22 protein-coding genes are annotated in these 20,198 nt (G+C 59.0%); 12 read left to right on the forward strand and 10 right to left on the reverse strand.

What is annotated here, in order from left to right:
* Nucleotides 1-7: 7 nt before the first annotated feature.
* From V6607_RS07815 to V6607_RS07825, 3 genes are read right to left on the reverse strand one after another with little or no spacing between them, the layout of a single operon-like run.
* A complete protein-coding gene (locus tag V6607_RS07815; protein WP_003210708.1) occupies nucleotides 8-571 on the reverse strand; it encodes a peptidylprolyl isomerase A in 564 nt (187 codons plus the stop codon).
* A gap of 3 nt (nucleotides 572-574) precedes the next feature.
* Nucleotides 575-1,378, reverse strand: coding sequence for an alpha/beta hydrolase (locus V6607_RS07820; protein ID WP_087692557.1), 804 nt, complete (start codon nucleotides 1,376-1,378; stop codon nucleotides 575-577).
* A gap of 13 nt (nucleotides 1,379-1,391) precedes the next feature.
* On the reverse strand, nucleotides 1,392-2,315 hold the full coding sequence (locus V6607_RS07825) for a LysR family transcriptional regulator (protein ID WP_003210710.1): 924 nt from the start codon (nucleotides 2,313-2,315) through the stop codon (nucleotides 1,392-1,394).
* Between the two features lie 49 nt (nucleotides 2,316-2,364).
* On the opposite strand from V6607_RS07825, the gene V6607_RS07830 reads away from it, so the two are divergent.
* The 3 genes from V6607_RS07830 (at nucleotide 2,365) to V6607_RS07840 (ending at nucleotide 4,515) form a co-directional block, all read left to right on the forward strand.
* Nucleotides 2,365-2,679: a hypothetical protein gene (locus V6607_RS07830; protein ID WP_003210711.1), complete on the forward strand. Its 315-nt coding sequence runs from the start codon at nucleotides 2,365-2,367 to the stop codon at nucleotides 2,677-2,679.
* 151 nt (nucleotides 2,680-2,830) lie between these two features.
* The gene (locus tag V6607_RS07835; protein ID WP_003210712.1) at nucleotides 2,831-3,430 is read left to right on the forward strand and encodes an FMN-dependent NADH-azoreductase; all 600 of its coding nucleotides are present in this window, start codon (nucleotides 2,831-2,833) and stop codon (nucleotides 3,428-3,430) included.
* A 203-nt stretch (nucleotides 3,431-3,633) separates the two neighbouring features.
* Nucleotides 3,634-4,515: a carboxylate/amino acid/amine transporter gene (locus V6607_RS07840; protein WP_102368336.1), complete on the forward strand. Its 882-nt coding sequence runs from the start codon at nucleotides 3,634-3,636 to the stop codon at nucleotides 4,513-4,515.
* Here V6607_RS07840 and V6607_RS07845 read toward each other — a convergent pair.
* Complete coding sequence (locus V6607_RS07845) at nucleotides 4,460-5,365, reverse strand: LysR family transcriptional regulator (protein WP_032899700.1); 906 nt, start codon at nucleotides 5,363-5,365, stop codon at nucleotides 4,460-4,462. The genes V6607_RS07840 and V6607_RS07845 overlap by 56 nt on opposite strands.
* Nucleotides 5,366-5,518: 153 nt before the next feature.
* Between V6607_RS07845 and V6607_RS07850 the strand changes: the two genes are divergently transcribed.
* Nucleotides 5,519-6,163, forward strand: coding sequence for a hydrolase (locus V6607_RS07850; RefSeq protein ID WP_003210715.1), 645 nt, complete (start codon nucleotides 5,519-5,521; stop codon nucleotides 6,161-6,163).
* A 50-nt stretch (nucleotides 6,164-6,213) separates the two neighbouring features.
* Here V6607_RS07850 and V6607_RS07855 read toward each other — a convergent pair whose 3' ends face one another.
* Nucleotides 6,214-7,512, reverse strand: a complete 1,299-nt coding sequence (locus V6607_RS07855; RefSeq protein ID WP_003210716.1) for a mechanosensitive ion channel family protein — start codon at nucleotides 7,510-7,512, stop codon at nucleotides 6,214-6,216.
* A gap of 193 nt (nucleotides 7,513-7,705) precedes the next feature.
* On the opposite strand from V6607_RS07855, the gene V6607_RS07860 reads away from it, so the two are divergent.
* Nucleotides 7,706-9,052 carry a DEAD/DEAH box helicase gene (locus V6607_RS07860; RefSeq protein WP_063034035.1) on the forward strand — a complete coding sequence of 449 codons (1,347 nt, stop codon included), beginning with the start codon at nucleotides 7,706-7,708 and terminating at the stop codon, nucleotides 9,050-9,052.
* Nucleotides 9,053-9,098: 46 nt separating this feature from the next.
* Here V6607_RS07860 and V6607_RS07865 read toward each other — a convergent pair whose 3' ends face one another.
* Complete coding sequence (locus V6607_RS07865) at nucleotides 9,099-9,374, reverse strand: hypothetical protein (RefSeq protein ID WP_102605391.1); 276 nt, start codon at nucleotides 9,372-9,374, stop codon at nucleotides 9,099-9,101.
* Nucleotides 9,375-9,527: 153 nt separating this feature from the next.
* Between V6607_RS07865 and V6607_RS07870 the strand changes: the two genes are divergently transcribed.
* Entirely contained in the window at nucleotides 9,528-9,917 is a 390-nt protein-coding gene (locus V6607_RS07870) for a hypothetical protein (protein ID WP_008438132.1), read from the forward strand.
* A 3-nt stretch (nucleotides 9,918-9,920) separates the two neighbouring features.
* Here the strand turns inward: V6607_RS07870 and V6607_RS07875 are convergent, their stop codons facing one another.
* From V6607_RS07875 to V6607_RS07885, 3 genes are all read right to left on the reverse strand, one after another.
* Nucleotides 9,921-10,787, reverse strand: a complete 867-nt coding sequence (locus tag V6607_RS07875) for a DUF6279 family lipoprotein (protein ID WP_003210720.1) — start codon at nucleotides 10,785-10,787, stop codon at nucleotides 9,921-9,923.
* A 66-nt stretch (nucleotides 10,788-10,853) separates the two neighbouring features.
* Nucleotides 10,854-11,579: a TorF family putative porin gene (locus V6607_RS07880; RefSeq protein ID WP_003210721.1), complete on the reverse strand. Its 726-nt coding sequence runs from the start codon at nucleotides 11,577-11,579 to the stop codon at nucleotides 10,854-10,856.
* Nucleotides 11,580-11,787: 208 nt separating this feature from the next.
* Nucleotides 11,788-11,967, reverse strand: a complete 180-nt coding sequence (locus tag V6607_RS07885) for a hypothetical protein (RefSeq protein WP_003210722.1) — start codon at nucleotides 11,965-11,967, stop codon at nucleotides 11,788-11,790.
* A gap of 323 nt (nucleotides 11,968-12,290) precedes the next feature.
* Between V6607_RS07885 and V6607_RS07890 the strand changes: the two genes are divergently transcribed.
* From V6607_RS07890 to V6607_RS07900, 3 genes are all read left to right on the forward strand, one after another.
* A complete protein-coding gene (locus V6607_RS07890; protein WP_076014775.1) occupies nucleotides 12,291-13,127 on the forward strand; it encodes a S1-like domain-containing RNA-binding protein in 837 nt (278 codons plus the stop codon).
* Nucleotides 13,128-13,180: 53 nt separating this feature from the next.
* Nucleotides 13,181-13,588, forward strand: a complete 408-nt coding sequence (locus V6607_RS07895; protein ID WP_008438163.1) for a DUF2177 family protein — start codon at nucleotides 13,181-13,183, stop codon at nucleotides 13,586-13,588.
* A 211-nt stretch (nucleotides 13,589-13,799) separates the two neighbouring features.
* Nucleotides 13,800-15,242 carry an NCS1 family nucleobase:cation symporter-1 gene (locus tag V6607_RS07900; RefSeq protein WP_087694816.1) on the forward strand — a complete coding sequence of 481 codons (1,443 nt, stop codon included), beginning with the start codon at nucleotides 13,800-13,802 and terminating at the stop codon, nucleotides 15,240-15,242.
* Here the strand turns inward: V6607_RS07900 and V6607_RS07905 are convergent.
* On the reverse strand, nucleotides 15,154-16,362 hold the full coding sequence (locus V6607_RS07905; RefSeq protein WP_134325918.1) for an MFS transporter: 1,209 nt from the start codon (nucleotides 16,360-16,362) through the stop codon (nucleotides 15,154-15,156). The genes V6607_RS07900 and V6607_RS07905 overlap by 89 nt on opposite strands.
* A 104-nt stretch (nucleotides 16,363-16,466) precedes the next feature.
* Between V6607_RS07905 and V6607_RS07910 the strand changes: the two genes are divergently transcribed.
* The 3 genes from V6607_RS07910 to V6607_RS07920 all read left to right on the forward strand — a co-directional run bounded on the left by V6607_RS07910 (nucleotide 16,467) and on the right by V6607_RS07920 (nucleotide 20,161).
* Complete coding sequence (locus V6607_RS07910; RefSeq protein WP_134325919.1) at nucleotides 16,467-17,360, forward strand: LysR family transcriptional regulator; 894 nt, start codon at nucleotides 16,467-16,469, stop codon at nucleotides 17,358-17,360.
* Between the two features lie 137 nt (nucleotides 17,361-17,497).
* Nucleotides 17,498-17,620, forward strand: coding sequence for a PA1414 family protein (locus V6607_RS07915; protein WP_003210728.1), 123 nt, complete (start codon nucleotides 17,498-17,500; stop codon nucleotides 17,618-17,620).
* A gap of 441 nt (nucleotides 17,621-18,061) precedes the next feature.
* Complete coding sequence (locus tag V6607_RS07920) at nucleotides 18,062-20,161, forward strand: FAD-dependent oxidoreductase (RefSeq protein WP_134325920.1); 2,100 nt, start codon at nucleotides 18,062-18,064, stop codon at nucleotides 20,159-20,161.
* Nucleotides 20,162-20,198 lie beyond the last annotated feature (37 nt).

Raw genomic sequence — 20,198 nt, forward strand, 5'->3', positions numbered from 1 at the left:
GTAGCCTTCAGTCGATGCGCTTGGCCGACTTGATCAGGACAGGATCGATTGGCACGTTCTGCATGCCCTGTTTGGTGGTGGTCTGCGAGTTGACGATGATGTCGACCACGTCCATGCCCTTGACCACTTTGGCGAACACCGCGTAACCGGCATCACGGCCCGGGTCGAGGAAGGCATTGTCCGCAACGTTGATGAAGAATTGGCTGGTGGCGGAGTTCGGGTCGTTGGTACGCGCCATCGACAGGGTGCCGCGCACGTTATGCAGGCCGTTGCTGGCTTCGTTCTTGATCGGTGCTTCGGTCGGCTTTTGCGACATTTGCTGGGTAAAACCACCGCCCTGCACCATGAAGCCCGGGATTACCCGGTGAAAAATGGTGTTGGTGTAGAAGCCCTTGTCGACATAGGCCAGGAAGTTCTTGGTACTGATCGGGGCCTTGACCGGGTCCAGTTCGATCTCGATGTCGCCATTGGTGGTGGTGATCAAGACGTGGGGTGCCTTGGCGGGTTCGGCCGCCATCAGGTTGGCAGCGAACAGTACGGAACCGGCAAAGAAGGCGATTTTTTTCAGCATGGGTCAGTGATCCTGGGTTGTGGTTTCGACTGTCTTGAGAAAATCGAGCAGGGTGTTGTTGAAGCGTTCGGGTTGGTCCAGCGGCGTGGCATGGCGGGAATCCTCGATCACCACCAGTCGCGCATCGGGCAGCAGTTTTACATAGATTTCTTTCTGCGCCACGGGGGTGTAGTCGTGGTCGGCGCTGATGACGAGGGTTGGACAGGAGATTTTCGAAAGTTGTTCCTGTACGCCCCAGCCAACAATCGCATCGAAGCTGGCGAGGTAAGCACGTTTGTCGTTTTTTGCCCAGCGTTCGGCCATCTTGCGCCGCAGTTCGGCCTGTTCGGGCTTGGGAAACAGCAGGCTGCCCAGGGCCTTGCCGATAGTGTTCAGGCTGAGGATGCGCGCCAGGCTCCAGCGCTTGGCCCACTGCCAATAGTCGCTGGCGCTGCGAACCTTGACCTGGGGCGCACTGTTGACGATGCACAGGCTCTTGAGCATTTGCGGCTCATCCACTGCCAGTTGAAAGGCGATCATGCCGCCCATGGACAGGCCGACCACGTGGGCCGGCGGCAAATGCAGGTGTTCGATCAAGGCCACCAGGTCGGCGGTGAAGCCGGCGATGCTGTAGCGCTCACGGGGTTTGTCGGAGCGGCCGTGACCGCGCACATCCACCACCACCAGGCGATAGTGTTGTGACAGCACGGGCACTTGCAGTTCCCAGTCCAGGCAACTGGAGCCCAGGCCGTGGATCAGGATCAGCGGCGCGCCGTGGCCATATTCCTCGTAATGCAGGGTGCAACCTTCATGTTCGAAATAGGCCACGTGAACTCCTTGTTCAGGCTTGCTGCGGTGCGGCGAATGGCGCGTCCAGTGGTGCAGTGTCGAAGGTGCGCAGCAACTCGACGAGAATCTGCGTGGCCGGGCCCAGGGGTTTGTCCTTGTTCGAGTAAAGATAGAAGGTCGGGTTGCGGCTGCCACCCCGTTCCAGGGGCAGTAGCTTGAGCAGGCCTTCCTTGAGTTCGCGTTCGATCAGGTGTCGCGGCAGCCAGGCGAAGCCCAGGCCGCTGCTGACGAAGGTGGCGGCGGTGGGCAGGCTGCCGACGGTCCAGCGCTGCTCGGCGCCGAGCCAGCCGACGTCCCGTGGCTGCTGGCGGCCGGAGTCGCGGATCACCACCTGCATGTGGCTTTCCAGATCCTGGAAGCTCAGTTCGCGGTGCAATTGATGCAGCGGATGTTCGGGGTGGGCCACGGCGACAAATTCGACGTCGCTCATTTCCGTACCGAGGTAACCGGGAATGATGAACCCGCTGATGGCGAGGTCGGCCATGCCGTCCATCAACAGCTCTTCGACGCCGGACAACACCTCTTCGCGCAAGCGCACCCGGCAGCCACGGCTTTGCGGCATAAAGGCAGTGAGGGCGCGCACCAGGCGGGCGTTGGGGTAAGCGGCATCGACCACCAGCCGCACCTCGGCTTCCCAGCCTTGTTCCATATGGTGGGCCAGGTCTTCCAGTTGGCTGGCGTTTTTCACCAGTTGCCGGGAGCGGCGCAGCAGCACTTCACCGGCTTCGGTGAGCACGGCCTTGCGCCCGTCAATGCGCAGCAGCGGCACGCCAAGCTGATCCTGCATCCGGGCCACGGTGTAGCTCACCGAGGATTGCGAGCGGTGCAGCGCTTCGGCCGCCTGGGCGAAGCCGCCATGGTCGACCACGGCTTGCAAGGTGCGCCATTGATCAAGGGTAACGCGGGGCGCTTTCAAGATGAGCTCCTCTTGTCCTAAGCTGGCGGTCCTTATTGGAGACTGCCGAATGAGAAAATTCTGTTGTGTGCTGCTGGCGTTGCTGCCGTTGAGTGCGTTTGCATTCAGTACCGATGTGACGAAAGACATTCAGGGCGTGAAGATCGATTACAGCGCGTCGGACGTCGACAGCACTATCAGTTCGATCCAACTCACCAACTACGGCCCCAATGACGCGGAGTGCAAGGTACGCTTTACCAACGGCCCGGAAGCCCCGCGTACGCGCAAGGTCACGGTTGCAGCAGGGAAAACCACCAATACCACGGTCAAATTCAACCGTGCCGTTATCAAGATGCGTATCCAGCTCACCTGCGCACCGAAATAAGGCAAAAGCGGAGGATGCCCACAGCAATACTCCGCTTATAAACAAATTTCTAGATGGGTTATAGCAATTTTTTACGCTTTTTAATCGAACGGGCTCTGATTAACCTTCACTCCATCGCCTTACAGCATTCACCGATGGAGCTTACATAATCATGGCCCGTGTTCTGATCATCGAAAGCAGCGCCCGTCAGCAGGACTCAATCTCCCGCCAACTGACCCAACAATTCATCAGCCAATGGAAAGTCGCCCATCCGGCTGATCAGATCACCGTACGAGACCTCGCCATCAACCCGGTTCCGCACCTGGATGCCAATCTGTTGGGCGGCTGGATGAAACCTGCCGAGCAGCGCAGCACGGTTGAACAGGCCTCCCTGGACCGCTCCAACGAACTGACCGATGAATTGCTGGCCGCCGATGTGTTGGTGATGGCCGCGCCGATGTACAACTTCGCGATTCCCAGCACCCTCAAAGCCTGGCTCGACCATGTGCTGCGTGCCGGTGTGACCTTCAAGTACACCGCCACCGGCCCCCAGGGCCTGCTGACCGACAAGCGCGCCTTTGTGCTGACCGCCCGCGGCGGCATCCACGCCGGTGGCAGCACCGACCACCAGGAACCGTACCTGCGTCAGGTCATGGGCTTTATCGGCATCCATGACGTCACGTTCATTCATGCCGAAGGGGTGAACCTGGGCGGTGATTTCCAGGAGAAGGGTTTGAACCAGGCCAAGGCGTTGTTGGCCCAAGTGGCGTGAGATGTTAATCGTCAGATAATCGCCCGCTGTTTAGATAGCTCCACGCAACCCTTCAAGTACGCGTATCGAACCTCCCTTTGCACTTTTTGCTCCTGAGTGCTCCCGCCCGACTGACGCTTTTAGCGAGGTCGGGTTTTTTTTGCCTTGAGTTTCGTAACGCGCGGAAAACCGCTAATGTCGCGCCCATTCAAAATGAGGCGAGCATGGGCTATCTACTTGTTGTGACGCTGATCCAGGCGTTTTCCTTCAGCTTGATCGGCGAATACCTGGCCGGTCACGTCGACAGTTATTTCGCGGTGCTGGTGCGTGTATTGTTGGCCGGGCTGGTGTTTATCCCGCTGACCCGCTGGCGCTCGGTGGAGCCGGCGTTCATGCGCGGCATGCTGTTGATCGGCGCACTGCAGTTCGGCGTGACCTACGTGTGCCTGTACCTGAGCTTTCGCGTACTGACGGTGCCGGAGGTGTTGCTGTTCACCATCCTGACACCGTTGCACGTGACCTTGATCGAAGACGCCCTGAACCGCCGCTTCAACCCGTGGGCGCTGGTGGCCGCACTGGTGGCGGTGGCGGGGGCAGCGGTGATTCGCTTCGACCAGATCACCCCGAACTTCTTCATGGGCTTCCTGCTGCTGCAACTGGCCAACTTCACCTACGCCGCCGGGCAGGTGCTTTATAAGCATCTGGTGGCCCGTCATCCGAGTGATCTGCCGCATTACCGGCGCTTTGGCTACTTCTACCTCGGCGCGTTGGCGGTGGCGTTGCCGGCGTTCCTGATGTTCGGCAAGGCCAACTACCTGCCGGAAGCGCCGTTGCAGTGGGGCGTTTTGGTGTTCCTCGGTCTGGTCAGCACGGCACTGGGTATGTACTGGTGGAACAAGGGCGCGTGCATGGTCAACGGTGGCACGTTGGCGGTGATGAACAACCTGCATGTGCCGGTGGGGTTGTTGCTGAACTTGCTGATCTGGAATCAGCATGAACCGTTGGGCAGGTTGCTGCTGGGCGGTTTGGTGATTCTCGGGGCGGTGTGGATCAGCCGGCTGGGCCTGCGGTCGTCGGCGCCAATTGCGTCAGCAAAAAATCAATGAATGCGCGGGTCTTTTGCGGCACGCGTCGCGCTGACGAATAAACCGCATTGATGGTGATTGCCGGCGCCTGCCATTCGCAGAGCACCGGCACCAGGCGCCCGGCGCTCAGGGCGTCTTCGACGATAAAGTCCGGCAACAGCGCGATGCCCATCCCGGCCTCTGCCGCCTGGGCCAGCAGGTCGCCGTTGTTGGCGTGCAGAGGGCCGGTAACGTTGACCCGCTGGGTTTCCTGGCCCTTGCTCAATTGCAGGCTGACGCCGCTTTGCAGATACCCATAATTGAGGCACTGGTGCTGGCGCAGGTCTTGCGGGGTCTGCGGTATGCCCGCGCGTGCCAGGTAGGCTGGCGCAGCCACCATGATCCGTGGCGCAGGTGCCAACTGGCGGGCGATCATCGTTGAGTCGGGCATGCTGGCGATGCGGATGGTCACGTCGAAACCACCGCGTACCGGGTCGACCTGTTGGTCGCTGAGCACCAGTTGCAGCTCGATATGCGGATGCTGTTCATGGAACAGCGGAATCAACCGCCCCAGGCGATGCAGCCCGAACGACATCGGCGCATTGACCCGCAACACGCCCCGTAGCTCACCGATACCATCCCGGGCCCGCTGTTCGGCTTCGTCCAGGGCGGCCAGTACTTCACGCGCAGCTTCAAAATACTCGGCCCCGGCCTCCGTCAAATGCAGGCTGCGGGTGGTGCGCTGAAGCAGTTGCACGCCTATGGCTTCTTCCAGCGCCTGAATCTGTTTGCTGACTTTTGAGCGCGGTACGTCCATGGCTCGCGCGGCGGCCGCGAAGCCGTTCTCGCCGACCGTGACGACAAACGCCCGCATGCATTCGATACGATCCATGATTGTCCCTTTTTTAGAATCAATGATTCTCTATTTTAGGTAATTGTCTCGATTTTATCCATCCCATAAAGTTACTTCCAAGCCGCCAGCCAAGCTTCACAGCGGCGCTGAACGCACCCCTTACCGAATCGAAACCATTAAAAGGAAGTCACCATGTCTATTCGCGAATTGCTCAACCCAGCCAACTCCACCCTGATCCTGATCGACCACCAGCCGCAGATGGCCTTTGGCGTGCAGTCGATCGATCGCCAGACCCTGAAGAACAACACGGTGGCGCTGGCCAAGGCCGCCAGGATCTTCAACGTGCCGACCATCCTGACCTCGGTTGAGACCAAGAGCTTCAGCGGCTACATCTGGCCGGAACTGCTGGACGTGTTCCCGGACCAGCAGCCGATCGAGCGCACCTCGATGAACTCCTGGGAAGACAAGGCGCTGGTGGCCGCGGTGAAGGCCACCGGGCGCAAGAAGCTGATCATGGCGGCCCTGTGGACCGAGGTGTGCCTGAACTTCCCGGCCCTGGAAGCCCTGGCCGAAGGCTACGAGGTGTACATCGTCACCGACGCCTCCGGCGGCACCAGCAAAGAAGCGCATGACATGTCGGTGCAACGGATGATTCAGGCGGGCGCGGTACCGGTCACCTGGCAGCAAGTGCTGTTGGAATACCAGCGTGACTGGGCTCACAAGGAAACCTACGACGCGGTGATGGGCCTGGTACAGGAGCACAGCGGCGCTTACGGCATGGGCGTGGATTACGCTTACACCATGGTTCACGGCGCGCCGCAGCGTCAGGTCAAGTAAGGTCCAACGCAAAAAAAACGGCACAACTCGGGTTGTGCCGTTTTTTGTTGTTACATCACTGCCTTTTCCGCCGGGGGCAGGTGACTGGCCCCCAGCACCGCCGGCAACATCCCCGCCCGCAAGTCACCGCCGCTGGGCTGCTGGTACAGACTCAAACCAAATTCCGGCAGCACCGCCAGCAGGTAGTCGAAGATATCGCCCTGGATCCGCTCGTAGTCGGCCCACGCGGTGGTGCGGGTGAAGCAGTAGATCTCCAGCGGAATGCCCTGGGCGGTGGTCTGCATCTGCCGCACCATGCAGGTCATGTTCGGCTGGATCTCCGGATGGCTTTTCAGATAGGCCAAGGCATACGCGCGGAAGGTGCCGATATTGGTCATGCGTCGGCGGTTGGCGGACATCGCCGCGACATTGCCCTGGGCTTCGTTCCAGGCCTTGAGCTCGGCCTTCTTGCGGCTCATGTAGTCGGTCAGCAGGTGTACCTGGGTGAGCTTCAGCTCTTCGTCGTCGCGGATGAAACGCACGCCGCTGGCGTCGATATACAGGCTGCGCTTGATCCGCCGGCCACCGGAGGCCTGCATGCCGCGCCAGTTCTTGAACGACTCGGACATCAGGCGCCAGGTGGGAATCGAGACGATGGTCTTGTCGAAGTTCTGCACTTTGACGGTGTGCAGGGTGATGTCGACCACGTCACCGTCGGCGCCGACCTGGGGCATTTCGATCCAGTCGCCGACCCGCAGCATGTCGTTGCTGGTCAGTTGCACACTGGCGACGAACGACAGCAGGGTGTCCTTGTAGACCAACAGAATCACCGCCGACATTGCACCCAGACCGGAAAGCAGCAGCAGTGGCGAGCGGTCGATCAAGGTGGCGACGATGATGATGGCGCCAAACACGAACAGCACCATCTTCGCCAACTGCACGTAGCCCTTGATCGAGCGGGTGCGGGCGTGTTCGGTGCGGGCATAGATGTCCAGCAGGGCGTTGAGCAGTGCACTGATCGCCAGCACCATGAACAGAATGGTGAACGCCAGGGCGACATTGCCGATGAACAGGGTGGCGGTCTTGCTCAGGTCCGGCACCAGGTACAGGCCGAACTGGATCACCAGTGACGGCGTCATCTGTGCCAGGCGATGGAAGACTTTGTTGTGCCGCAGGTCATTGAGCCAGTGCAGCGCGGGTTGCCGGCCCAGCAGCTTGACGGCGTGCAGGATGAGGTAGCGGGCCACTCGTCCGAGCAGCAATGCCACTACCAGCAACACCATCAGCGCGAGGCTGGAATGCAGCAGCGGGTGTTCGTCGAGGGTGCCCCAAAGGTCTTTGACGTTGAGCCAGAGCTGTTTGATATCCATGGGTAAACGCGATTCTTCTGTAAGACGTGACGGGCCGATTAGAGCATTTAAGTACGTCAAAGTTGTGGTTGTGGACAAATCCCCTGACAAAAAAGCGCCTGATTAACGCAGTTCGCGTAAAGAAACTCGGCCTCGGCGCCCGAAACCGTTACCCTATGCAGCTGTTTTTTTGTATTTCTTCGAGGTAGCACCCGTGTTTTCCCAATTCGCCCTGCACGAACGCCTGCTCAAAGCCGTGGCCGAGCTTAAATTTGTCGAGCCAACGCCTGTGCAAGCAGCGGCCATCCCGCTCGCGCTCGAAGGGCGTGACCTGCGGGTGACGGCTCAAACCGGGAGTGGCAAGACTGCCGCTTTCGTCCTGCCGATCCTTAACCGTCTGATCGGCCCGGCGAAAGTCCGTGTCAGCATCAAGACCCTGATCCTGCTGCCGACCCGCGAACTGGCCCAGCAGACCTTGAAGGAAGTGGAGCGCTTCTCGCAGTTCACTTTCATCAAGTCCGGCCTGATCACCGGCGGCGAAGACTTCAAGGTCCAGGCCGCCATGCTGCGCAAGGTGCCGGACATCCTGATCGGCACCCCGGGCCGGATGATCGAACAACTGAACGCCGGCAACCTGGACCTCAAGGAAGTTGAAGTCCTGGTGCTCGACGAAGCCGACCGCATGCTCGACATGGGCTTTGCCGACGACGTGCAGCGTCTGGTGCAAGAGTGCGTCAACCGCCAGCAGACCATGCTGTTCTCGGCCACCACCGGTGGTTCGACCCTGCGCGACATGGTCGCCAAGGTCCTGAACAACCCTGAGCACCTGCAGGTCAACAACGTCAGCGACCTGAACTCGACCACCCGTCAGCAGATCATCACTGCTGACCACAACGTGCACAAAGAGCAGATCCTCAACTGGTTGCTGGCCAACGAGACCTATCAGAAGGCTATCGTGTTCACCAACACCCGGGCCATGGCCGACCGCATCTACGGTCGCCTGGTGGCTCAGGAGTACAAGGCGTTCGTCCTGCACGGTGAGAAAGACCAGAAGGACCGCAAGCTGGCCATCGACCGCCTCAAGCAAGGCGGCGTGAAGATCCTGGTCGCCACCGACGTTGCCGCCCGTGGCCTGGACGTGGATGGCCTGGACATGGTGATCAACTTTGATATGCCCCGCAGCGGCGACGAATACGTACACCGTATCGGTCGTACCGGGCGTGCCGGCAACGATGGCCTGGCGATCTCGCTGATCTGCCATGGCGACTGGAACCTGATGTCGAGCATCGAGCGCTACTTGAAGCAGTCGTTCGAGCGCCGCACCATCAAGGAAGTCAAAGGCACCTACGGCGGGCCGAAGAAGGTCAAGGCATCGGGCAAGGCCGTTGGCGTGAAGAAGAAAAAGGTCGACGCCAAGGGCGACAAGAAGAAGGCCGGTGCCAAGTCGCCGACCAAGCGCAAGATTGCCAACCGTCCAAAGACCGACAACCTGTCGTTGGTCAGCAAGGACGGCATGGCGCCTCTGAAGCGCCGCAAGCCGGAAGCACCGGCTGCCGAATAACGCTTGAGCCATAAAAAAACCGGACAATGTCCGGTTTTTTTTCGCCTCAGTTTTTAGTTTTGTCGGTCGCCTCATTGAGTTCCGTGAGGCGCTGGTCGATCAGTTGGCACTTGTCGGGCAGGTCTGCGCTGGCGGTTTCCAGCTTCATGTTCTGCAGTTCTTCGTTGATCTCCTTGGCCTTCTCTGGATTCTGCTGGGTGAGCTCGGTCACCTTCTTGGCCAGTTGCTCACGTTTGGCGGTGGCCTCTTCCGGCGTGCAGGCCCAGGCGGGCAGGGCGGCAAGCAGCGTGGCCGCCACGGTCATATTCAGCAGGGTTTTCATAATTCGGACCTCCATGGCGATGATGTTCGGTTGAGGGCCGCGAGCGCTTAAAAGTTCAGCGAAATTGCGCCTGTCCACTAGGCTGAACGGACGATGGCCCGGCATGTCACACCTTTGAAGGGCCTATTTCGTGTGCCTTCAGGAGGAATCAGGATGACGACTTACGATTGGGATTTGATCGAACGATTGCTGCATGAGGTACAGAACGGTGGCGCCAACTTCGCCCCGCGCAAATATGCCGAGGAGGAAGCCGCTGAAAGGGCTAATGCTAGAGAGCCCATCGGTAACCTTGATAAGTTCAAAAAGACCGCAGCGGATTACGAGGCGTTGTTGTTCAAGCACGGCTTTATTGAGTCGAGGTCAGAGGAAGAGTGCGGCAATGGGGAGAATTTCAAATTGACCCCGCGCGGCTCACAGCTGCTGAGCCTGATCGACAGCAGCATCCCCGGCAATAATCACCCCCGGCAGGTGCTGGACGAACAGGCGGATGCGCTGGATCCGGCGACGTTTGATGAAGTGGCTTCGAAAGCACAGATTGCCTGATGTCTACGGGGTGCCAGCCTTCAGGCATTTAAGGGCCTTGAAATCGCTGCGCACCTTGTCGATCTTTTGTGTCAGCTTCTGGCGTTGTTGCACGGTGCTTTCCGCCATCAGGTCGACGATCAGGCTGCGGGCAGCGGCTTCGGTCTGGGCGTAGGCCTGGCGATATTCCGGCGTCCACAGGCTTTCGCGGTTCACCAGCAGTTGCTCGATCTTCTGTGGGAAATCGCTGCTGTGGCGGTCTTTGACGGCTGCGATAAATAGTGTTTGCCAGTGGGCGCGGTTGCCAATCCATTGTTGGTTCTGCTCACCCAAGGCGATCGACCAGGCGGTGACGCGATTCTGCTGGCTGGCACTTAACGGCCCGAGCCACGCATCCAGCCGTTTGTTCATGCGCTCGGCGCGTTCCTTGATCTGCTGCTCGAGGGGCGGTTTCAGGTATTCGTCCTGACGCTTGCGCAGGTCCTTGGCGAACGCTTGCTCCATATCCTGTACTTGCTGGTCGTCCAGCCCCTGCAGTAGCTCGACGGCGGACGGCGTGATCGCCCGGGCGCTCTCGGCAATAGCTTGTTTGGCTTCGGCGGTACGGGTTTGCAGGGCGGCGTCGGTCACCTGGTTGGTGTCGACCATCTGTTGCAGGCGATCGAGCCAGTCCAGGTAGCCCGGCAACTGGGTGGTGCAATGCCAGGCCAGGTGTTCCTTGAGTGTGTCGTTGAACCAGCTCTTCTGCCCGGCGTTCATTTCCAGGTAGTCGCTGAGGGTCCAGGGGATGATCACATCCAGATTGCGATAGGCCAGGCCCACCCGATTGCAGCCGGCAAGCACCAGGCTGAGGGTCAGCAACATCACCAGAAATTTTAACCGACGCAGCATGAGCGAGTCCTTGCGCAGACGAGAGTATTGCATCTGAACCCGTCAGGGCAGCGACAGTTCAGCTCATCAATAAAACGCTCGCTCGGCCTTCAGGGTCAACAGCCCGTCGCATTGCGAGTTGTGTCCGGAGTAGGCCGAGCAATCGCCGCCGCTGAGGCTGGAGTCGCTGTAGATCAGGTTCAGGTCGACGCCCATCCATGGCCTGGAAAATTGTACCGACCAGTCGCTGAAGCTGCGGATCGAGCTGCCATCGGCCACCGAGACCGGGGTGCCGAGCTGGTGGGTGGTGTACTTCATGCTGACGCCGATGCCGAATGGCTTGGTGCCGCCGAGGTCGGCGAACAGGGTGCTGTCCTGCCGGTCCGGGTCGTTGCTGAAGGAGGCGCCGAAGCGATTGCCCAGCAAGGTCAGGCCGCCGTAGAACTCCTGGCTGTCGAGGGGGCTCAGCTTGGGATAGCTGTAGTGAATCATCCCCAGTTCATAACCCAGGGTCTGGTCGAAGGGGCGTTTGAAACCCAGGTAGGAGTCGACTTCCAGGTTGCTGGTAGGGGAAATGCCCATGCTCGGTGAGAATTGGCCGAGGTACAGGCCGCTGCCGTGGCTCAGGTCCAGGCCGCCATGGAACGAGTCGCTCCCGGGTGCCGTGGGCTTTACCAGGCCTTGAGCCATGCTTCGGCTGGGTGTCGTGCCCAATTTCAGGTCGAAATCACCCAATTCACGCTGGAAAACCTGCGCTTCGGCGAGGGGGCTGGCCAACAGGGCACCGGCCAGGAATATGCAGGATTTGAGCATGCTTCACTCCATGAAAAGCGAGGAGCAGTAACGGGAAATATCAGGCAAATGCCCGATCTAGACGTGTGCAAGCATACCGGCGATGGTTCGCAGATGAGGCCCGTTCGTCGATTGGCGTAATAAAGGGGTGTATCAGAGGGTAGTGCGGGCTCTAGTCCTAGCGCCTTGAAAGGCAAAGCGCATAGGGACCAGGTGTAATGCGCGAGTCTTACTTTTTACCCAGGGTGATCTGCTTGGACGGGCCGAAAGTCTGGCCGCTTACGCCTTTGGCAATCTGCTGGATTTCGCCGCCCTGCTTGAGGAATGCAGCAATTTGGCTGTTGATCGATTCGCTGGTTTCAACGGCGGGAGCTGGCTTTGCTTTGCTGTTGGATGCTTTTACGCGCATGGCGGCCACTAACCTGTAGAGAATTAACTTGGCCATGCATCGTACATGAAATGCTTGACAATTGCTTGGCAAATATCCCCCTGAAATATACGCAGGGTTTATGATTCGCCTGGATTATTAAGTGAAATACTCACCTAACTTGCTGTTTTAACTCGAATCCCTCGAGGAAATCCGGCCGTGGGTACTGGCCGGATTCAGCCCGATGACCTGACGAGCGGGGCGCTTCTCGGCAAACCCATGATTTTTCAGGCCTGTACGCCGGTACGCGGGACCGCCGTCGTCAACTCGGGTAGAATGCCGCCCACGCAATGAGGGTATTTGAGATGGCTTTAGTCGGGCGCTACAACAGCTTGCAAGTGGTTAAACACACTAACTTTGGTTTGTACCTGGATGGTGATCAAGAGGGCGAAATCCTCTTGCCCAACCGATATATCCCCAAAGATATTCCCAGTGAAGATGAAGACTGGCTCAACGTTTTCATTTATCTGGACAGCGATGACAAACTTATCGCGACCACCGAAAAACCAAAAGTACAGGTGGGTGAATTTGCCAGTCTGAAAGTGGTTGAAGTCAACAGTATCGGTGTATTCCTCGATTGGGGCCTGCCCAAGGACCTGCTGCTGCCTTACTCCGAAGAAAAGCGCCAGCTGACCGCCGGTGAGTATTGCGTGGTACACGTCTACCTCGACAAACACACCAAGCGCATCACCGCCACCGCGCGCCTTGACCGCTACCTGGACAAGACCCCGGCCACCTACAAGGTCGGCCAGGAAGTTGACTTGCTGGTGGCCGAAGCCACCGACATGGGCTTCAAGGCCATTATCAACAACAAGCACTGGGGCCTGATCCACAAGAACGAAGTGTTCAAGTTCCTGCGCCCGGGTAAGGAAGAGAAAGGCTTCATCAAGGAAATCCGCGCCGACGGCAATATCAGTCTGAGCCTGCAGCCTGTGGGTGAAGAAGCGGCCTCCAGCCTGAACTCGAAGATCCTCGCCAAGTTGCGCGACAACAACGGCACCTTGCCGGTCAGCGATAAAAGCGACCCGGCACTGATCAGCAGTTTGTTCGGTGTCAGCAAAGGCAACTTCAAGAAGGCCATCGGCGCCCTCTACAAGCAGGGTCACATCGTGATCCACGCGGATCGCATTGAACTAAGCTGATCGCGGTTTGCTCTTCTGTAGGAGCACGCTTGCTCCTGCAGAAGGCCGCCTCAATGTCCAGAAAAACGCTTTTCGCCTACCTCGGTACGTTGCTTGCCTTTCTGATGCTTGACGGCCTGTGGCTCGGTGTCCTCATGGGCCCGACCTACAAAGCGCTGCTCGGCCCGTTGATGCTTGACCAGCCGCGCCTGTTCCCAGCCGTGGCGTTCTATCTCCTCTATGTATTCGGTTGTGTGGTGCTTGTCGTCCTGCCTGCGTTGGCGAGCGGCGGCTGGCAGCGTGCCGCGCGGCTTGGTGCACTCCTGGGATTGGTAGCCTACGGCACCTATGACCTGAGCAATTGGGCAACCCTGCAGGGCTGGTCCGCCGGTTTGGCCTTCATGGACATCGCCTGGGGCACCTTCCTGACTGCCGTTTGCTGCACCGTGGGCTATCAATGTGCGCGCAGGGTGCACAATTGATTGTGTACAGGATTGCCCTGCACCATCCCTGAGCGAATCACCACCGTTCAATCGTCTCTTCGCCTCCTGAAGAGCCAAGCTCCACGGGGGATTGTGCCGAGTTTTATTGCATTGGCACGCATTCTGCTCATCAACTCGTATACAAACCATGCCGCCTCCCGTACGCACTCCCGTCGCGGGTGGCAGGCCGGTATTTACGAGGAGCCCTGCGATGACCGAACAATTGCCCAAAGGCTACAGCCCGCGCCTGTACAACCAGGACCTGGGACCGCTGCCGCAAAAATGGAACTGGTACAACATCTTCGCCTTCTGGATGAGCGACGTGCACAGCGTCGGCGGCTACGTATTCGCCGCCAGCCTGTTCGCCCTGGGGCTGGCCAGTTGGCAGGTATTGATCGCCTTGCTCGCCGGGATTTGCATTGTGCAATTGATCGCCAACCTGGTGGCCAAGCCGAGCCAGCAGGCGGCAGTGCCGTACCCGGTAATCTGCCGGTTGGCCTTTGGGGTATTCGGGGCGAATATCCCGGCGGTGATTCGTGGGTTGATCGCAGTGGCCTGGTACGGGATCCAGACATACCTGGCGTCCAGTGCATTGATCATCGTGGTGCTGCGCTTTTTCCCACAGATGGCGGTATACGCAGAGCCGCACTTTGCCGGCCTGTCGTACCTGGGCTGGTTCGGTTTCCTCAGCCTGTGGACGCTCCAGGCGCTGGTGTTCTGGGCGGGCATGGAGTCCATCCGTCGTTTCATCGACTGGGCGGGGCCTGTGGTCTATGCGGTGATGTTTGCCCTGGCAGGCTGGATCGTCTGGAAGGCTGGCTGGGCCAATATCAGCTTCACCCTGGCGGAAAAATCCCTCTCAGGCTGGCAGGCATTTGGCCAAATCATCGTGGCAACCGCGTTGGTGGTGTCGTACTTTTCCGGGCCGACCTTGAACTTCGGTGATTTCAGCCGCTACTGCCGCACGATGAAAGACGTGCGTCGCGGAAATTTCTGGGGCTTGCCGGTAAATTTCCTGGCGTTCTCCCTGGTCACCGTGGTGATCGTCTCGGGCACCTTGCCGGTGTTCGGCGAAATGCTCCACGACCCGATTGCCACCGTTTCGCGCATCGACAATGACATGGCTGTGTTGCTGGGGGCGTTCGCCTTTGTCACCGCGACTATCGGCATCAACATCGTGGCCAACTTCGTCTCGCCGGCCTTTGACTTCGCCAACGTGGCACCGAGCAAAATCAGCTGGCGTGCCGGTGGAATGATTGCGGCGGTGGCCTCGATCTTCATCACCCCATGGAACCTGTTCAACAACCCGCTGATGATCCACTACACCCTCGATATCCTCGCCGCGTTTATCGGGCCGTTGTTCGGGATTCTGCTGGTGGATTTCTACCTGATCAAAAAACAGAAGATCGACGTGGATGCGCTGTTCGATGACAGCCCGAGCGGGCGCTACTACTTTGACGGCGGCGTGAACTGGACGGCGGTCAAGGCGCTGGTGCCCGCGACGCTGGTGGGCGTCGCGATTACCTTCACCCCGGTGCTGCAGGGCATGGCCAATTTCGCCTGGTTTACCGGCTGCTTCCTGGGTGGGCTGTTTTTCCTGGTGTTGGCGCGGCGTGAACAGGTTCGCGCGCCTGTGTCGATGGTTGCCGGCTGACCAGCACCGATCCGGCCACCAACAAACCGGCGCCTGCTACCACCAGCGCCGGTTGCAGGCCACCACTGAGGTGGCTGCTCACCGACGCCAGCAACGGACCGCTCAATTGGCCGATCGCAAAGCTGGCGGTCAGCAACCCGGTGCTGCGCTGGTAGCCGTGGGGGGCGACCTCACGCAAGCGCGCCATCACCAGTTGCATGCACGCCAGGAATGGCCCACCGCACAGCAACACCCCCAGCGCCAGCCCCCAACCGTTGCCCAGCAGGCAGGCAAACACGCCTGCCGCTTGCAGCCAAAGGGTTGTCATCAGCCAGCGACGGGTGGTGTCCGGGTCCTTGCGGCGCAAACTTGCCGCCACCACGCCAATCGCGGCAGCCAGGCCAAAGCAGGGCCAGAACAGGTCTGCTTGCCATGCGCCCTTGAATTGCGCGCTGGCCATCTGTGACAGGAATGTCGCCGGGATGATGTAGCCAAGGCCATACAACACGTAGATCCAGCACAGGTGTGTGATGCTGCCGTTGCTGGCCACGTCGGTGTGGCTGGCAGCGGGTGAGTCGGCAGCGGAAGGCTTGGGCAGGAACGGCAGGATTGCCAGCAGCATGACCAGGGCGACTACCCCATACACCAGCCACAAGGTTGCAGAGTCTTGCCCCAACAGGTTGGAGCCCAGCGCCAGCAACCCGGTCAACAGAATTCCCAGCCCCGGCCCGGCAAATACCAGCGCACCCAGGCGTGCGCGCCCGGCCGCAATGGCCAGCGGCTGGCTCAGGCTGGTAATCATCACCAGCGCCCAGGCACTGGCTACACCGGTACCAAAGCGCAACAACAGATGCGGCCAGAACCCGTGGGCCCAGTACGACGCCAGGGTCAGCAGCACACACAGCCACAGCCCACCGTACAAACGCCCGCGTACATGATGATGGCTGCGGGCAAAGATCGAATCCACCGCACCGACGAAATAACCCAGGTAGTTGGCCGCCGCAATCAGGCCGGCGCCGGTCAGGTCGATCTGCCCTTCACTGAGCAAATGCGGCATTTGCGGGGTGAGCGCGAATCGACCTATGCCCATGGCCATCATCAGGGCGATAAAGCTGGCGAGTAAGCGGATCAGCGGTGACATGGTGGTTTTTCCTGGGAGCAGCGAGTGACCATCAGGCTAAAGCGGATTGACTTTCTTTAAAAATGAATAATAGTGAGTAACTTGTTCAGTTATGGAGAATGGTGATGGAGTTCAGTCAATTGCGGATTTTCCAGGCCGTGGCCGAGGAAGGCTCCATCACCCGTGCCGCTGAGCGCTTGCACCGGGTGCCGTCCAACCTGTCGACCCGGCTTAAACAGATGGAAGAACAACTGGGCGTCGAACTGTTCGTGCGCGAGCGCCAGCGCTTGCAGCTTTCTCCTACAGGCAAAGTGCTGCTGGACTACAGTGCGCGCCTGCTGGCCCTGCATGACGAAGCCCATGGCGCGGTGCAGGGCGGGCAACCGGCTGGAGACTTTGTGCTCGGCAGCATGTACAGCACGGCGGCGATTCATTTGCCCAAGCTGCTGGCGCGTTACCACAAGGCGTATCCGATGGTGAACCTGCAGGTGCAGTCAGCTCCCAGCGGTGAACTGCTGGAAGGCTTGATCACCGGGCGCCTGGACGCCGCATTGGTGGATGGACCGTTGACCCTGGCCACCCTCGACGGCGTGCCGCTGTGCGAAGAGCGCCTGCTGCTGATCTGCGAGGCGGATCATCCGCCGGTGCGTGGGCCGCAGGATGTTGCCGGCCGTTCGGTGTTCACTTTCCGACGCAGTTGTTCTTATCGGGCGCGCCTGGAAGCCTGGTTTTCCCACGATCGCGTGGCCATGGGCCGGGCCATCGAGATCGAGTCCTACCAGGGCATGCTGGCCTGTGTAATCGCCGGTTCCGGCGTGGCGTTGATGTCGGAATCGATGCTCGACAGCCTGCCGGGCAAGGACAGCGTGTCCATTCATCCGCTGGCCGAGCCTTTTGCCAGCGCCACCACCTGGTTGATGTGGCGCAAGGGCATGCTCGGCGCTAACCTCAATGCGTGGATTGACCTGCAGCAGGAGGGCAAGGTGCTACCGGAAACCGAAACCCGAGCGATTGCTTGAACGATCCGTCAGGATTTTGATCAATTCAGTAATAGTTCGTTGTGGTTTCGTTCAAGCAATACGTAAGACTTAAGACTACTATCTGTAGGAAGCGGCCACAGAATTCCAGCCGCTCGGCATTACCCCAAGGGGGCACCATGAAAGAGAAACTGCAAAACTGGCTGCACGACCTCGGCGTCGCACTCGGCTTGATCGAGCCACCGTTGCAACCGGTGCCAATCCGCACCGATGACGAGCAGCGTCGCCCGCGTCGCAGGTAAGTCCTGGAAAGCGCTCAAGCATGTTTGTTTGGGCGCGGCCAGGAGGTTTGCCTATGTATTGGAGTCATGATTGATCATGACCCGTTGCTGTGTACTTCAATTCTTCGTCTGGCTTTGGCCGGACGTTTTCATTTCCGGGGTTTGGTGATTTTCTCAAGACGCCTGCTTTCGGAATAATCCTTCAAATATTTAATTTAATAACGCCACGGTCATACCGATTGGTAGTCCGGACGTGTGCGCGTCAGTCGAGTTTAGCCATTAAGTATCGGAATTGGACTACCTGTTTGTCAGAGTCGACGGGCTTATTTGATTATTAGGATAGGCGTAGGTTGAGTTTCATCACGAAAAGATTTGTAGCGTTTGCAGTTCTTGCAAGCCCCCAACTTCATTGAGTTGCGCTCTCCGGAGTATGAGCCAGTCAGAACTGTTGGAGACAAAACCATGATGTTCTCTTCCGTTCCGCCAGTCGCCGCGTCACTTATTGCCACCACCGAAAACATCTTGCATATCGCCCCTGCATCGCGTGGCTGGAAAGCTGATGCACCCAGCAACGTGGTGTTTTTCCCGCCGACGTTAACCAAGCAGGCTCTGCTTATACAGATTGCACTGCTGCGCCCATCAACGATCATTGTCGCAGACCAGGTTATTGATGCCGACGTCATCAACCAATGGCGTATATCCCACCCATTTGGCGAACTCTGTTTGGTCCGCAGAGGTACAAGTCTGGATAAGATCCGATTGGATCTGTGCGAGCGCAACAATGTTCGAGTGATTAACACGCCAGGGGTCAATGCGCCGCATGTTGCTGCCTATATTGCGCACTGGCTGACGCTGGCCGATGGCTCCTTGCCCCATGACATCTGTGTACTGGGATACGGCAATGTAGGGAAAGAGCTTGTTAAGTTGTTGCTTGCTCGAGATCCGGATGTTCGGATTAAGGTGTTGGATCGACGCGATCGAGTGTCGGACAGTTTCGGGAAAGCCTCTTCCGATTGTAGGGTTTCATTGGTTGACGACTGGCTTGAGGCGCTCGAGGGGGCCAATGCAGTCGCCCTATGCTTATCCCTGAATGATGAATCCATTTATCGCATTGATCGGACCCTCATTCAGTGCCTGCACAGAAAGGCTCGCCTTGTCTGTGTCGCCAAGCCGGATGTCTTTAGCGACGATGCGTTGCAGACCCTGGCAGTCTCCGAAGACATCCAGCTCATATTGGACTACGGCCCCAGGACACTGGATGCGTTTCGGGTGCGCACACAAGCGCTCGGCTGCAGTGTCTCCACATGGTACAAGCCGGCGACGCTGACCACACAGGCGGCCACCACCGAAGCCTGCCATTGCGACCTCGACTATGCGGTCTCGGTGCAACTGAGCTTGATGGCCTTGCGCGGCCTTGTCCGGCGCAAGCTTGCACACTCATTGGCGATCCCCTCTCGGCAAGCCGATGCCGGTGCGCCGCGTGTGTCGATCATCGGCAGAGGTATCAACGGGCTGCTCCAAGCCGTGATGTTCCGCCTGGCAAATTATCAGGTCACGGTTTACGGAGGAAATCAGCAGCGCGATGGTGCCAGTCACAAGCAGGTGAACATGCGTCATCTGTCAGCAACGGAGACGACTGCAAAACCGCTGCCTAACGATTACCTGACTCCCGCAAATCAGTACCTGGCCATTGAGTGCAATCGCGCAGGCATCGAGCTGTTTGAAAAATTCCTGGCCGACAACCCATCGCTGGCACGATTTGCACGGTCGCGAATTGTACGAGCCTATGTGGACGACTCCAGTGGCACGGAGGCCGCGATCCGCGAGCAACGGGATATCGAAAACAGGCCTTGGCCGAGTGGCAAGCCGGGGCGTGAGCTTGCAGAGATCAGTCAGCTGCAATTCCAGGCAATGTATGGAGTTCCCGAGGTCGGGCGGGCGATTGAGGTGTCGGGCTACGATCTGGAATTTATCCATTTAATGGATGAGATGGTGACGCTTTTGCAGCGCTCAGGGGTTGAGTTCCTGCCACGGCACCTGAGTCCGGTCCAAATTGCCGATCTGAGTAGAGAGCACTTTGTCGTCACGGCCATGGGGGTGGACGAGCCAGAGGTCATCCCGATCATTGGCTGGTTTTTCAAGCTGCGCGCCGTTGATGATGAAGGTGTCGACATGCGCGGACTCAAGCTGCAGTACGACCTGCCAATCGGCGTCATGAATTGCCGCCTGGACGGGAACTGCATCCTTGTCTCCGCCGGGCAGGTGCCGCCCGATTCGACGCCGCAGTACAAGGAGCAGATACGGGCGGCGTGCCTGGCTGCCGTTTCTCGACACTTTCCAAAGTCCTGCAGCCGTGCGATCGAACGTGGCGACTTGCAACAAATCGAATGTGCCAGGCCCGGCACCGCAGATGGACTTTCAATCGTGCATTGGTCCGCCTACAACCGCATTGTCGCGGGGGCAACTTATGCCGGGGGCACCACGCAGGGATTGGTATGGGCTTCTTTGGTCCAGGAAGTCATCCAGGCCAGAGCGCCGGGGGTTTCGGCAGTGTGGGAATAAAAAAACGGGTGCGACATCCGACGTCGCACCCGCTGAA

The sequence above is a fragment of the Pseudomonas sp. KK18 genome (assembly GCF_037094675.1).
GTDB lineage: Bacteria > Pseudomonadota > Gammaproteobacteria > Pseudomonadales > Pseudomonadaceae > Aquipseudomonas.